General features: G+C 36.3%; 14 protein-coding genes and 1 other annotated feature. All 14 genes read right to left on the bottom strand.

All coding sequences use genetic code 11. From position 1 onward, the window contains the following. Positions 1-32: 32 nt before the first annotated feature. Complete coding sequence (glyS, locus tag KGF86_RS04935) at positions 33-2,117, bottom strand: glycine--tRNA ligase subunit beta (RefSeq protein WP_211741282.1); 2,085 nt, start codon at positions 2,115-2,117, stop codon at positions 33-35. Further along, the gene (gene glyQ, locus KGF86_RS04930; protein WP_186869941.1) at positions 2,117-2,995 is read right to left on the bottom strand and encodes a glycine--tRNA ligase subunit alpha; all 879 of its coding nucleotides are present in this window, start codon (positions 2,993-2,995) and stop codon (positions 2,117-2,119) included. Before glyQ ends, glyS begins: the two co-directional genes overlap by 1 nt. 199 nt (positions 2,996-3,194) lie before the next feature. Next, positions 3,195-3,372, bottom strand: a binding site (T-box leader). A 54-nt stretch (positions 3,373-3,426) separates the two neighbouring features. Next, complete coding sequence (gene recO / locus KGF86_RS04925) at positions 3,427-4,170, bottom strand: DNA repair protein RecO (RefSeq protein ID WP_211741281.1); 744 nt, start codon at positions 4,168-4,170, stop codon at positions 3,427-3,429. 27 nt (positions 4,171-4,197) lie between these two features. Next, entirely contained in the window at positions 4,198-4,350 is a 153-nt protein-coding gene (locus KGF86_RS04920; RefSeq protein WP_186869943.1) for a YqzL family protein, read from the bottom strand. Between the two features lie 172 nt (positions 4,351-4,522). After that, complete coding sequence (era, locus tag KGF86_RS04915) at positions 4,523-5,425, bottom strand: GTPase Era (protein ID WP_211741280.1); 903 nt, start codon at positions 5,423-5,425, stop codon at positions 4,523-4,525. 413 nt (positions 5,426-5,838) lie between these two features. Beyond that, positions 5,839-6,204: a diacylglycerol kinase family protein gene (locus KGF86_RS04910; RefSeq protein ID WP_343221424.1), complete on the bottom strand. Its 366-nt coding sequence runs from the start codon at positions 6,202-6,204 to the stop codon at positions 5,839-5,841. Further along, positions 6,182-6,646: an rRNA maturation RNase YbeY gene (gene ybeY / locus KGF86_RS04905; RefSeq protein ID WP_211741279.1), complete on the bottom strand. Its 465-nt coding sequence runs from the start codon at positions 6,644-6,646 to the stop codon at positions 6,182-6,184. The genes KGF86_RS04910 and ybeY overlap by 23 nt, the downstream gene beginning before the upstream one ends. Beyond that, positions 6,646-8,775, bottom strand: coding sequence for an HD family phosphohydrolase (locus tag KGF86_RS04900; protein WP_186869946.1), 2,130 nt, complete (start codon positions 8,773-8,775; stop codon positions 6,646-6,648). Before KGF86_RS04900 ends, ybeY begins: the two co-directional genes overlap by 1 nt. A 90-nt stretch (positions 8,776-8,865) precedes the next feature. Beyond that, complete coding sequence (locus KGF86_RS04895; RefSeq protein ID WP_186869947.1) at positions 8,866-9,834, bottom strand: PhoH family protein; 969 nt, start codon at positions 9,832-9,834, stop codon at positions 8,866-8,868. Between the two features lie 2 nt (positions 9,835-9,836). Continuing rightward, the gene (gene yqfD, locus KGF86_RS04890) at positions 9,837-11,060 is read right to left on the bottom strand and encodes a sporulation protein YqfD (protein ID WP_186869948.1); all 1,224 of its coding nucleotides are present in this window, start codon (positions 11,058-11,060) and stop codon (positions 9,837-9,839) included. A gap of 23 nt (positions 11,061-11,083) precedes the next feature. Continuing rightward, positions 11,084-11,365 carry a sporulation protein YqfC gene (yqfC, locus tag KGF86_RS04885; RefSeq protein WP_186869949.1) on the bottom strand — a complete coding sequence of 94 codons (282 nt, stop codon included), beginning with the start codon at positions 11,363-11,365 and terminating at the stop codon, positions 11,084-11,086. 96 nt (positions 11,366-11,461) lie between these two features. Further along, on the bottom strand, positions 11,462-11,977 hold the full coding sequence (locus KGF86_RS04880; protein WP_211741278.1) for a hypothetical protein: 516 nt from the start codon (positions 11,975-11,977) through the stop codon (positions 11,462-11,464). Between the two features lie 32 nt (positions 11,978-12,009). After that, on the bottom strand, positions 12,010-13,002 hold the full coding sequence (gene floA / locus KGF86_RS04875; RefSeq protein WP_186869951.1) for a flotillin-like protein FloA: 993 nt from the start codon (positions 13,000-13,002) through the stop codon (positions 12,010-12,012). Between the two features lie 48 nt (positions 13,003-13,050). Further along, complete coding sequence (locus KGF86_RS04870) at positions 13,051-14,385, bottom strand: NfeD family protein (RefSeq protein WP_246521327.1); 1,335 nt, start codon at positions 14,383-14,385, stop codon at positions 13,051-13,053. Positions 14,386-14,577: the final 192 nt, after the last annotated feature.

The following is a 14,577-nucleotide window of genomic DNA, read 5'->3' as shown; positions in this document are numbered from 1 at the left end:
ACACTGGAAAGAGAAATTAGTATGTCTACTTTTTAAAAATGCTGTTTCCACTCGATCGCATTTAAGTTTGCAAAGCTATTTAGTAATATGGCGATACGATTTAATAATGCCAAACGATTTGTTTTTAATCGCTCATCCTCTGCCATAACCATATTGTTATCAAAGAATTGATGGATAGGTTCTGCTAGCTTCTCTAGTTGAACGAATGCTTCCTGATAATTATCTTTCTCTAGCCATGATTGATAGCTCTGTTTTATCTTCTCATACGCTTCATATAATGATCTTTCGGAATCTGTTTCAAAATAAGCAGCATTTACTTCCATTTCATCCGTTTTCGAAGCTAAGTTCAATACCCGAACCAAAGCTTCTTGTATCGGTTTAAAGCTTTCTTCATTACGTTTTGATGATAAAATGCTAGCCTTCTGAATGATAGCTGACATAACACCAATTTCCTCACCAGTTATAGCCTGAATGATGTCTTGTTCAATGCCTCTTTCTTTTAACACGAAGGCAACTCTTTGTTGTACAAAATCATGTAATTCTTGTTGTACCAATTCTATATTAAAATGTTCTAGATTCAAGGATTCATATAGCTCAACGGCAATGTTAAATAGTTCGGCAACATTAATTTCCCAGCCTCGTTCATTCGCTATACGTAAGATTCCAATTGCTTGACGACGCAATCCGTATGGATCTTGGGAGCCTGATGGCTTAAGGCCGACACCAAGGCATCCTACTATCGTGTCTAATTTCTCCGCAACACTTACAACCGAACCAACCAAAGTCTTTGGTAATTCTCCACCTGCACTTGTCGGCATATAATGTTCTTTAATAGCAACTGCAACAGCTTCATCTTCTCCATATATCCGAGCATATTTTTCACCCATAATACCTTGAAGCTCGGTAAATTCACTTACCATATTAGTCATCAAATCAAATTTAGAGATTTCAGCAGCCCGCATAATCTGTTTCTTTTCATTCTCATCAATTGTAATAGTCTCTGCTATTTTTTTAGAAATACTGATTACGCGATTAACTTTATCATAAATGGTTCCTAGCTTTTCTTGGAAAACAACATTCTTTAATTTTTCCTGATAAAAATCAATCGTCTGCTTCTGATCCTCTTCATAGAAAAACTGGGCGTCAGACAATCTGGCTCTCAATACTTTTTCATTTCCTTTAATTACTGTTTCAATAGCATGACTATCTCCATTACGGACTCCTACAAAATAAGGTAACAATTCCCCAGAATTAGATTTTACAGGGAAATAGCGTTGGTGTTCCTTCATGGACGTCACTAACACTTGTTCAGGTAATTGAAGGAAATCCTTTTCGAATGATCCAACAAATACTGTTGGGTATTCTACTAAGTTCTTTACTTCCTCTAATAGATCTTGTTCGATAGGCACTAGAAAGTCATGCTGATTCTCTATTTGTTTAATCCCATCTAGAATTATCTTCTCTCTCTCATCTGCATCGACAATGACAAAGCTATCTTTCATTTTTTCCTTATAGTCTAAAGGGTGATGAAGCGTAATTTTATCACCTAAGAAACGATGTCCAAATGTTTCATTATTGGTTTGTACTTGTGCAATAGTAAACGGAATAATCTCCTTATCATAAAGCGCCACTAACCACCGTATGGGTCTAGCATATCTCATCGATTGCTCGCCCCAACGCATGTTTTTACCAAATTGGATAGATTCAATGATACGCTTAAACTCTGGTAAAATATCCTTTGTTGGTTTCCCTTCAATTAATTTCTTAACAAATATATAAGTAGTACCCTTTATATCCTTTGTATAAATATCATCTACTGATTTACCTTGACCTTTTGTAAAACCAATAGCAGCCTTCGTCCAATTACCATCTTCATCTTTGGCAATTTTAATAGCAGGTCCCTTTGCTTCTTCCTCAATCGTAGCTTGATTTTCATCCATATCTTGTATTAGAATAGCTAGCCTTCTAGGGGTTGAATAGGTTTCGATTCCTGTATAGGTAATCCGTTCTTCCTCTAACCAGCTTCTTGTTTTATCTTCCAATTGCTTCTCGGCATCATCAATAAATCGTGCTGGAAGTTCTTCTAGACCTATTTCAAACAACACATTCTTTGCCATTATTTTTCCTCCTTCTTCAGCATTGGGAACCCTAGACGTTCTCGTTCCGCAACATAAGCTTTTGAAATGTTACGTGCTAAATTTCGAATTCTCGAAATGTATCCAGTTCGTTCTGTTACTGAGATTACACCTCTTGCATCTAACAGGTTAAAAGTATGGGAACATTTCAGTACGTAATCATAAGCAGGGAAAATAAGCCCTTTTTCCATTGTTTTTTTTGCCTCTTCTTCATACATTGTAAATAATGTAAATAGCATATCAACATTAGATTCTTCAAATGTATAAGTTGAATGCTCATATTCTGGTTGTTTGAAGATATCTTTATAAGTAAAGCCCTCTGTCCATTCTAAATCAAATACATTCTCTTTATCTTGGATATACGATGCTAGTCGCTCAATTCCATACGTTAATTCAACGGTTACCGGATTCGCTTCTAACCCGCCAATTTGTTGGAAATATGTAAATTGCGTAATTTCCATCCCATCAAGCCACACTTCCCAACCAAGACCAGCTGCCCCAAGAGTTGGATTTTCCCAATTATCTTCTACAAATCGAATATCATGTTCTAGTGGATTGATCCCTAAGGCCTTTAAAGAATCTAAATATAGTTCCTGGATATTATCTGGAGAAGGCTTGATCACAACCTGGAATTGATGATGCTGATACAGACGGTTTGGGTTTTCACCATATCGTCCGTCATCTGGTCTACGGGACGGCTCTACATAAGCAACTCTCCATGGCTCTGGACCAAGACTACGTAGTAATGTCATCGGGGACATTGTCCCAGCACCTTTTTCAACATCATAAGCCTGCATTAAAATACAGTTCTGTTCTGACCAAAACTTTTGTAATGTTAAGATCATGTTTTGAATATTCATGAATACTACCTCCGTTTAGGTTTTTTTAGGATAATCTAGTAATGAACTTTGCAAAAGAGAAGTGACCTAAGCGTTCCTACCGCTTTACTCAGTAAAACACGAATCTCTTATAGGTAAGGATAAACAACCGGTATTAAGTCTGGGAACCACTTACTCTAAATCAAAAAACCCGTCCCTATGCCTATAAATAACTTATAGACATAGGGACGGGTTTAAATCCGCGGTTCCACCCTATTTGCTTTATTGATTCATAAAGCCACTTTACTCGGGTCATGCTCCAGAGCGCCATTCCTAACTGCCCCAATATCCAGCTCTCACCACCCTGGATTCGCTACTAATGGTAAACAGAAAGTACTCTTCTCTTTCATCACAATCTATCAAATATGTATCATATTACTTTATTAGTGTGGTATTTGTCAATATAAAGGTCATTATTGCAGCTTATCAAGCTGATTTAGAAATTTTCTAGTTTTTAAATAATACCCACCATAGCGGTCATAATAATTATCTAACAATCCTCGTAACAATAACTTGTTTTCTTCTTTAACCGATACATTACCTACTCTTTCTAATCCAACACTGGAGAAAATATATAATAGCTTTACGACTGAATTCGATAATGGAACAGACTCCGGATCGAGATGACGACATTTCGAACAAAGTAAGCCACCTTCTATCATAGAAAAGGTAAAGGGAGGATTTTTCTCACCACAGTGTGCACAACAGTCCACCGTAGGCGCAAAACCTCCAGCCCGATATAACTTCATTTCATACATCATGAGTGGTATATCTACGTCATGATGATTACTTATCCATTCCAAGGTCTTCGTTAGTTGTGTATATATCTCTAGATTAGGTACATGTTCATCGAGTAACTTATCTGTCAATTCCATTAAATAGGCAGCATAGGCCGTCTTTACAATGTCCTCTCGAATAGATCGGTAGGAATCAATAATTTCTCCCTGTTGTATATTGCTTAAACCTTTATTAAGATAAACAAAAAATTGACCATAAATGAATGGCTGCGTAACAGCAGCCATCCTGCTTTTTGGTTTCTTTGCACCTCTTGCAATTGCAGAAAATTTACCTATTTTCTTACTAAATATCGTAACAATTTTATGTGTTTCACCATAGTCTTTTGTTTTTATTATGATACCATCTATTTTCTCTAGCATACATAATCCCCTTTATATCACTGCATGCTACATATTTGAATCAACCGGTAAGTTCTCCAGATTATTTTCTGAGCCATTTTCTAAATTTAGCTCTTGAGGTTCACTTTCTAACTCTTTCATCAATAAATAGGTCTCAATATTTCCTGTTTGACTGAATAATTTCCATACTAAGTCGATCACAAGAAAACACACCTTCCTTTATACTTTTCTACAAGTATCTTTTCTAAGTTAGAATACTGCTTACATCTTAAATTAATCTGGATACATAGGTTGCATGACAGGCAATCCATGTTCCGGATATGCTTATCTTCTCCACTCTAAAAGAAAGAATTAGTTATAATTTTTTCCAACTTTAATATTCATCTTGGCGGAATCCATATTCAAATAATTGGCTTTGCTTATTTCTCCAGTCTTTTTGTACTTTTACCCATAGTTCGAGATAAACTTTAGAACCTAATAACGCTTCAATATCCTTGCGTGCCTCTTTTCCGATATTCTTCAGCATGCTTCCCTGTTTACCAATTAATATCCCTTTTTGTGATTTCCTTTCCGTCACAATTACTGCTTGTATAAAAATGGCATTTGATTCACGTTTTTCAATGTTTTCTATTACAACAGCGATAGAATGTGGTACTTCTTCTCTAGTTAAATGAAGTACCTTCTCTCTAATTAATTCACTAATGATAAACCTCTCTGGATGATCCGTTACTTGATCAGCTGGGTAAAATTGTGGCCCCTCTGGTAGATGGTTTTTAAGTACTTCTAAAAGATGGGTAACATTATTCCCTTGCAATGCAGATATAGGAATAATTTCTTCAAAATCATATTTTTCTTTATATAATTCAATCAGTGGTAATAGCTTATCAGGATGTACTAAATCGATTTTATTTACCACAAGAAAGACTGGACTTTTCACACGTTCAAGGCGATCCATAATAAATTGATCTCCTCTACCATATCCCTCATCTGCATTAATCATAAACAGTACTGCATCTACTTCATTCAATGTATTTTCAGCAATTTTAACCATAAAGTCACCTAGACGATGCTTTGGCTTATGTATTCCCGGGGTATCTATAAATATAAATTGTGCATCTGATTGGGTTAATACACCTTGAATTTTATTTCTAGTTGTTTGTGGTTTATCACTCATAATGGCTATCTTTTGACCAATTACTTTATTCATAAATGTTGATTTCCCAACATTTGGTCTACCAATAATAGCTATAAATCCTGATTTGTAGTTGTTTTCCATGTATGAAATTCCTCCAAGAAGTTTATTTTTACGATTTTCGTTTCTATGTTTGGTCTATTATACTACAAATTCTTCCTTGTTTCATGTTATCGACAAAACCTTTAAAAAGATTATATGCTTCGATAAGCCTCATTATGAAAAGATCATATTTGCTCGTTTTTTAGCGAATTTGTGAGTTAAGTCACCAACTATCGAATTCTTTACTTTATGATTATTCAGCTAGCTAAGTGCTATACTCTATTCCTTTCTACAAATACTCGTTGTAAAGTAACAACTTCAAGTAAGCTTTCTTATAGTGATGGAATCTTTACAAATAGAAATGCTTACATCTATCGAGACAAAAAACAGACCTATTGAAGAATATCCAATAGGCCTGGATTTTTCCTAAGTAAGTTCGTTACTGCTTCGTATTCCTAAAATATTTTCGGAATAAAGATGACAAATCCCACGATTATAGCCGTGAGAGAAGCTATTAGAACCGCACCTGCTGCTATATCTTTTATCTTCTTAGCCGCTGGGTGGATCTCAGGTTTAACATAGTTGATTATTTCTTCAATTGCTGTGTTTACCATTTCAGTGGTAACAACTAGACCAATTACAATGATAACAGCCAACCACTCTATTGTATCAATATCGAAATAATATCCGGCAATGACCACTAGAATAATCGATAGCATATGCAAGCGAAAGTTATGTTCTGATTGGAACACTTCCTTTAACCCATTTAAGGCATATGTAAAGCCAATAGATTTCCTTTTACCTTCCAAGATTAAACTCACCTAGTATTTCCTCTTGTTTTTGAAACATAACCTTCTCATCTTCTTTCGTCATATGATCATAACCTAATAGATGTAGAAAACCATGCACAGCTAAAAAGCCTAATTCTCTTTCATACGAATGTTTGTAATCCGCCGCTTGTTCTTTTGCTCTTTCAACTGAAATGATAATATCACCTAGCACAACCGGTAAGTCTTCTCCAACGATTTCCACTTCGTCATCCGCTGTTTCTTCTAATGCGAATGAGATAACATCGGTTGGCTTATCTAAGTTACGATAATCTCGATTAATCTCTTGTATTTCCTTGTTATTGACAAACGTAACCGAAACCTCAGCATGATTCGGTACAGCTTCTTTTTTGGCAGCAATTTCAAGTAATCCTGTAATTAATTTAACTTCATCTTCTAACACCGAATTGGTATTATCTTGAAAATCTATATCCATTATTTTGCCTCCTTTGATGGGTATTGGATTCTAGAGTGAAAAATTCCTTTTAATGTTTCACAAATGGTTTGATGGACGATTTTCACTTCTTTAATCGTTAGCGGACATTCATCTAACTGTCCATCCATTAATCGCTCATTTACAATATTTGATACGATTTCTTCAATTTTTTCTTCAGTAGGTTCCTGTAATGAACGCACCGCAGCTTCTACAGAGTCACAAATAGATATAACAGCAGCCTCTTTAGTTTGCGGTTTCGGACCAGGGTACCGGAAATCTGCTTCTCTTGTTGTTGGGTTCTGTTCTTTCTCTTTGAAATAAAAATACTTTAACAATGTGGTACCATGATGTTGCATTGCGACATCGATAATCTCCTTAGGCATACGATGCTTCTTGAGTAGTTCTGCACCATCATAAGGATGGCGTATAATAATTTCAGCACTCTGCTCAGGTGAAATCATGTCATGTGGATTTTTAATGGACAATTGATTTTCAATAAAATAATGCGGTCTTACCGTTTTCCCAATATCATGATAATAGGCAGCTACTCTAGCTAATAACCCATTTGCCCCAATTGCATCACATGCAGTTTCACTTAAATTAGCAACCATAATGGAGTGATGGTAAGTTCCAGGAGCTTCTGTTAAGATTTTTTTGAGTAATGGTTGATTAGGACTAGATAATTGTAATAGCTTTATATCAGATAGTATACCAAGACCTGTTTCAAAAAATGGTAGTAAGCCTATTGTTAAGACAGCTGATAAAAAGGCAGAGGCTAAACCATATCCAGATAAAAGTAATAAATCAGCTAATGAATATTTTTCAAAGGACAAGAATACAAATAATAGTATCGTAACAATATTCGCAATGGACATTCCGATACCAGATCGAACAATCGATAATCGATCCTTAACATTCATTAAACATACGATCGCAGCAAATTGTGAGAAAAAGAAATAGACAACCGCTTCTATATTAAGCGTACCTGGTATTTGCCCATTAAATATGATACCACCAAGAATAGCATATAATGCCGTTAACACGATAGCTAATCGTTCATTGATTAGCTGCTTAACTAAGAGAACCCCAGTTGCTACAGGCACAATAAAGAAGAGCTCATTAGCATGTGTCGTAAATAGACTAATCGTCTTCATTAAAGAAACAACGAAAAAGCTGATTAATAAGATAGAAGCAATAGCTCCTTTATCCAATCTCTTATAATTATCGATTCGATTCATCTCATAAAAAATGATCGATCCAATCAATAAAATGAGAATAGCTAATCCGATAACTGGAAATACATTACGGTCTTCATTTAAAAGTCCAACTAATTGAAGTTTTTCATATACTTCGTTTGTAATGGTCTCTCCTTCTCTAACAATTACTTCACCAGCATTAATCATAACTGGTTCAACCGTACTAGCTGCCTGTTTTCTTGCCTCTTCTGTCTTATCAGCATCGTAGAAAGAGTTCTCAACAATAACAAATTCGGTCAATTCTTGTAATGCCTCAATTAAATTATCATCTAATGTAGAATAGCGAATATTTTCTTTAATACTTTCGATGGCACTATTCATATTCGCTGTTCGTACACCAGTTTCGTATACCTCTTGAACGTAGGTAATGAACAGTTCTTCCCCTTGTTCTCTTTCCTCAGGTGATACATCAATTAACCTAAGAAATACACTGTCATCCACTTTTTCCGTTATACTGTTGGATATTAATTGTTTTAATCGTTCTACTTTTTCACGATTGTTTAAAGGAACTGGTGCGTCGCTATCATCCTCTTTCATGGACTCCGCTTCTAATTTTTCTACAGCATTAAATATTTCTGCTATGTATCCAATCTGTTCCTGGGCTATTTCTGTTGAAATATCAAATCGATCCTGTACGGATTGATAAACTTCTCTTGTCTTCCTCTTCGTCTCTTGTTGATTTTCTATTGTAATTGGTGAACGAATAGTTTCTCTTGCCGTTGTGAGAGGCTCAATATCATACGTTTCCGTATATACATTATTAAAGGATAATAGAAAAAAATAAAGGCTTAATGCGATAATCGGTACAACAATACGTAGAAATTTGCTTCGCGTTTTCATAATATATTCTATAATATTCTTAAACGAATTCATGATTTCACCTCTTTATCTTCATATTTCCCATCAAGTAATTCATTATTTCGAAAAATAAAGAAATAAGACCCTCCAAACGGGTCTCCTAGACTAATCAATCTTGTTGCTTTTTTCGTATGCATCAATGATTCGCTGTACCAATGGATGCCTCACTACATCTGTTTGTGTAAGATGGACAAAAGAAATTCCTGTTATAGCACCTAACATTTTCTCTGCCACATGTAGTCCAGACCTTTTTCCTTTCGGTAAATCAATTTGCGTTACATCACCAGTTATAACCATTTTCGAACCAAAACCTAGTCGAGTCAGGAACATCTTCATTTGTTCAGGAGTTGTATTTTGCGCTTCATCTAAAATAACAAAGGCATCATCTAGTGTACGTCCTCTCATATAGGCTAGAGGAGCAATCTCAATTGTCTCTCTTTCTATTAATCGTAGTGTATGTTCTGCCCCTAATACATCATTTAAGGCATCATACAATGGTCTTAAGTAAGGATCAACCTTCTCTTTCAAATCGCCAGGCAAAAATCCTAAGCTTTCACCTGCTTCAACAGCTGGTCTAGTTAAAATGATTCGCTTTACTTGACCATTCTTAAGGGCTTGAACAGCCATAACAACTGCAAGATAAGTTTTACCTGTTCCTGCAGGACCTATACCAAATACTAAATCATTCTCTCTTATGGCAGTTATATAACTTTTTTGTCCAAGGGTTTTAATCCGAATGGACTTTCCTTTCACATTTTTTGTGATAACATCCTCAAATAGCGTTTCAAATTGATTGATTCTACCTTCCTTTGCAAGCTCAATCGCATAAACAATATCACGCTCAGCTATTGTTATCCCCTTACGGACTATGTTTAGAAGGGTTAAAAGGATATCCTGTACAATTGCAATATCACTATCAGTTCCAGAAACACTAATTTTCTCTCCTCTTGTTATAATAGAGACGTTAAGTTTTTCTTCAATATGTTTTAAGTATCTGTCATTATTCCCAAAAAGCTCGAGAGCCTCTTCTGGATTGGTTAGTTCAATATCAATTGCGTTTAAATTATCAGGCATATTCAATCTCCTTGAGTTATAGGTTGTGCTTTAGCAATATTTTCCTCAACTGTCATATACAATTCTAATTTAACTTTACCATTCTCTACAGATTCATGCAAAACTTTTTCTGATACAATCTTAGCTTCCGGTCCAAGCTGCAGTTGAAGCTCCTCCTTCGCTTGTTCGATACCTGCTTTTCTTGCCTGTTCCTTCGTTCGTTCTAACTCGTGATACTGTTTTTCACTTAAAGTTGTTTCGATTATTTTTAACGGCAAATCCCATTTTATGAATTTTATTGGCGTTTCGACGCTATCATAGTGAATCTCCTCATATTCAGGTGATCCGAATCCCCATATTGGTAATTTAAAGTTACGAATGCCTAAATAATATTTTTTCTCCTGTTGTCCAGTAACAAGTTCATAATTTTGATTTAATGGAATACTAACATTCATTTCGTACCATGTTCTAGCAATAATTTCACCTTCTGCTGGTACGACTATCGAGTTATTTTTCTTTTCTTTTTCATTATCCTGATTCTGTGCTATTTCATTTAATGTACCCGAAACTAGAACTTGTCCAGGCTGCACGTAATCATTAATTTCCACTTTTGGTAAGCCTTTTGCGACATACATTTTCTTGATAACACCCTTCTTTGTCGCCACTAAGTCCCTCGGTCCCCCTATTTCTTCCTCTTTAACAACAATTTTTTCTACTCCTTCTAATTGAAAGGTTGTCCCTTTTTGCCTCACACCAACCCAAAGCAATTCAGGAATGTCATTGGTTAGTTTCTGCTGGATAATTCCTGGTGAATCTAATGTAAAAATCCAAGCACCTGGATGAATACCATACTCATCTAGTTGTTTGGCGATTTTTTCTTCGATTTCGATAGGTAAATCACCCGTTACCTCTACTTTCCAAATGATATTAGACATAAAAAGGATCATTAATATACTCATCACGAACGATAGGACAAATTCTCTTCTTCTTATAAAGCGACTTATTATAAATGGGTAACCTTTCCGTTGCTCAAACGTAATCTTATATTTTTTATCACGTCTTAATTGTTTAATTCTAGCTATATCAGATAGCCTAACATTACCACTACACGTATCGTTACCTTCCCTTTTAATATTCCATACGGTAATACCACGATTGGCACATGCTTGGAAAAAATGATCTGGCAAACGACCTTTTACCACAATTCTTACATATCCCTTGAAATATGACCCCTGTATCTGTTTCATTTCGTCCTCCCATTAACTAACGTTTATCCTGGAATAAACTTAACATCTGTTATGTTTCCTTCCAGTAATATTTCTTCTGGTAACATCATCTTTAGTACAAATGACGATCCTTTTATTTGGATATAGCCCTTTGTTGTTTTTAACCTTAATTCGTCGTCCGTGAATACGGCGAGTCCTTTATGATTTTCAATGTATACATGTATTTGGCCAATAATCGTTATTCTGGGTAGTTCCATTACAACATCAGAAGGCAGTGCAAGGTATTTTACTAGCCATGGTCGTAATCGTTGTTGTAATTTCTTCACAGATGTGAGCCCCCTCTCACATACATATTTATGAGAAACCGAAACAGATAAGAACTAAAAAACCCAAAAGCATCATAAGGATGCTTTTGGGTTTCATTATCGTGATATATGTCTTTTTCTCTCTGTTATTACATTTTGGTAAGGCTTCCTTGCTCTTGGTGGGCCTAGCACCTCTGACATAATGATGCCTTGTACTAATCCACGTCGATTAAGGCCAGTCTTTACCTCTTTCTTAAATTTCTCTTTATTTTCAACTACCTTGTTCGTAGCCTGATGCTTAATCGCATCCTGTATACTAGATCCTAATCCCACATCCTGTTGACTTATGTCATCAAGATTCACCTTAGATCCAGTATTCATCCTGCTTTTTAACTGTTCCATTTGCTGCTTTTGCTGTTCTTCAATAGAAGGTTGCACAGGAGCAGTTCTTTGAGTCGTACTCCGCGTTCTCTCTTGACCTCCTGAAGGGGTAGGATTTGGTCTAGGTACATTCGTTGGTCGACTTGGTGTTCGTTGCTTTTTCTCATTTTGCTCATTGTTGCCAATCATTCCTTTAATAATCCCAAAGAGGATAATGGCAATGAGAGGTAAAAAATTTAATATTTCTTCCATCATGTCCCCCCTTCCTGTTAATAGCAACTAAATTACTTATTCTCATCGTTGTTTTCTTTAGATAATTTTCCGATAGAATCACGCATATCAGTGTCTGCATTAATATTTTCGTAATTCAAATAATCCATCACACCTAATTTTCCAGAACGTAATGCTTCTGCAAGTGCAAGTGGTACTTCCGCTTCTGCTTCCACCACTTTCGCACGCATTTCTTGTACACGCGCAACCATTTCTTGTTCTTGCGCTACTGCCATCGCACGACGTTCTTCGGCTTTTGCCTGTGCAATATTTTTATCTGCCTCTGCTTGGTCAGTTTGTAGAATCGCTCCAATGTTCTTACCGATATCAACATCTGCAATATCAATCGATAGAATTTCGAATGCTGTACCAGCATCTAACCCTTTAGAAAGGACAGTATGTGAAATAGAATCTGGGTTTTCTAAAACTTTTGCATGTGTTTCTGAACTACCAATTGTACTTACGACACCTTCCCCAACACGGGCGATGATTGTTTCTTCACCAGCACCCCCTACTAGACGATCGATGTTAGCACGTACTGTAATTCTTGCTTTTGCTTTTACCTCGATACCATCCATGGCAATACCAGCAATAAATGGTGTCTCAATTACTTCAGGGTTAACACTCATTTGTACTGCCTCTAATACATCACGACCAGCAAGGTCAATAGCTGCAGCACGTTCAAATGATAACTCAATATTTGCACGATGTGCAGCGATCAAAGCATTTACCACTCTATCAACATTACCACCAGCTAAGTAGTGACTTTCTAGTTGATTTGTTTTAACATCAAGTCCTGCCTTGTGTGCTTTAATTAATGGGTTAATTACTCGACTAGGTACCACTCGACGTAGACGCATTCCGATTAATTGAAGTATACCTACCCGAACACCAGCAGCTAATGCACTAATCCAGAGTGTAACAGGTATAAAAGTAAATAGGATTGCAATTGCAATCAAGATCACAGCGATTAAAATCACCGGAAAAATGTATTCTTGTGGATCCATATAAAATTCCTCCTAAAGTTTATTTATCTTATAGGTTATTAATTAACCTTATAATTCCCTAACTAGTATACGTGCTCCTTCAACTTTTACTACTTTAATTGGTACATTTGCTTGAATAAAACTACCTTCCGATACTACATCCACTCTGTCTTTCCCTAAGATAGCAACTCCAGAAGGTCTCAGAGCTGTTGCTGTAACACCTACCATACCAATTAATTCAAGTCGATTTTCATTGGACACATAGCCTAACTCTGTAGTTGTTCGGTCCCGAAGTATGACATGACGAAACACGCCTTTATCCAGACCTACTCTTCTAAATAAGATAACAGATGCAATGATGACAACTAGTAAGGCAATTGCAACACTTATCGTCATATGTCCAATATTAGCACCTGACATAAAGATTGAACCAATTATGGCACCAACTCCTAATAAGCCTAATATACCACCTGGAACAAAGAATTCAGCAATGAGAAGTGCTATACCGATTACTAAGATAATAATTGCTTCCATCCCAGCAAGTCCTGCAACCACATGACCATAGAAAAATAATACTAATGAGATTATTCCTATACTACCTGGCACACCAAATCCCGGGGAGTACAGTTCAACAATTAATCCCAAGCCTGCTAGTGATAATAGGATGGAAATAACGATTGGGTTCGTAATAAATCTAGCTATGTTCTCTGCAAGAGTAGTTTCTGTTTGAATAATAGTTGCATTCGATAATCCTAGCTCATGCAGCAATTCAGTACGGTGGGATACAATTCCTTCAGCATACCCGACTTCCACCGCTTCTTGTGGTGTTAAGGTTAAAAATTCTCCCTCCGGTGCATCTAGTTCGGGTAAATCAATACTAGAATCTGCCATGGCAGCTGCATATAGAGGGTCTCTTCCACCAGCCTCAGCGGCACTAGTCATGGCCTTTAGCCAAGCTGACTGTGCTTTCTTGTCAGCCGCAGTCCCATCTGAATTAATAACACCACTTGCTCCCATCGTAGCTCTTGGAGTCATATATATGTTATCGGTATGAAGCGCTATATAAGATCCAGCAGATAGGGCTTGACTAATAATAAATGATGTTGTTGGAATATCTAAATCAGCAATAATCGTTCCTATATTATCAGCCGCTTGCACGCTTCCACCTGGAGTATTAATCTCAAAAATGATGTGATCTGCACCAGCTTCTACAGCCTCTTTAGTTGTTCTAGATAGAAAGGCTTCTAATCCCCGTTCCACATCATTTTCAATCGGGATGACATAAATCAGCTTACCCCCACCCTGTTCATCCGCATGTGCAACTTCTCCAGTATTAGGTGAAAATACCGATAAAAACAAAGTAGCGAATATGGCAATATAGAGTATCAATCGTTTTTTCGGCAATGATGGCACCTCCTTTATACACCTATTCATACGTTGTGAGTCTATGTAAGGTTTCAAAAAAGATTAAAAAATGGTTATTAACTATAGTAAATAGTATCATAATTTGATGGTGGAACGGTAGGGATATGAGAAAGGATAGGATATAAATTTCATACCACCATTATGTATAAGGGAAAAAAGACGGTCTTAAGC

Origin of the sequence: Ornithinibacillus massiliensis (assembly GCF_018310345.1) — a bacterium.
Taxonomy (GTDB): domain Bacteria; phylum Bacillota; class Bacilli; order Bacillales; family Amphibacillaceae; genus Ornithinibacillus; species Ornithinibacillus massiliensis.
This window is presented reverse-complemented; position numbering and strand designations above follow the sequence as displayed.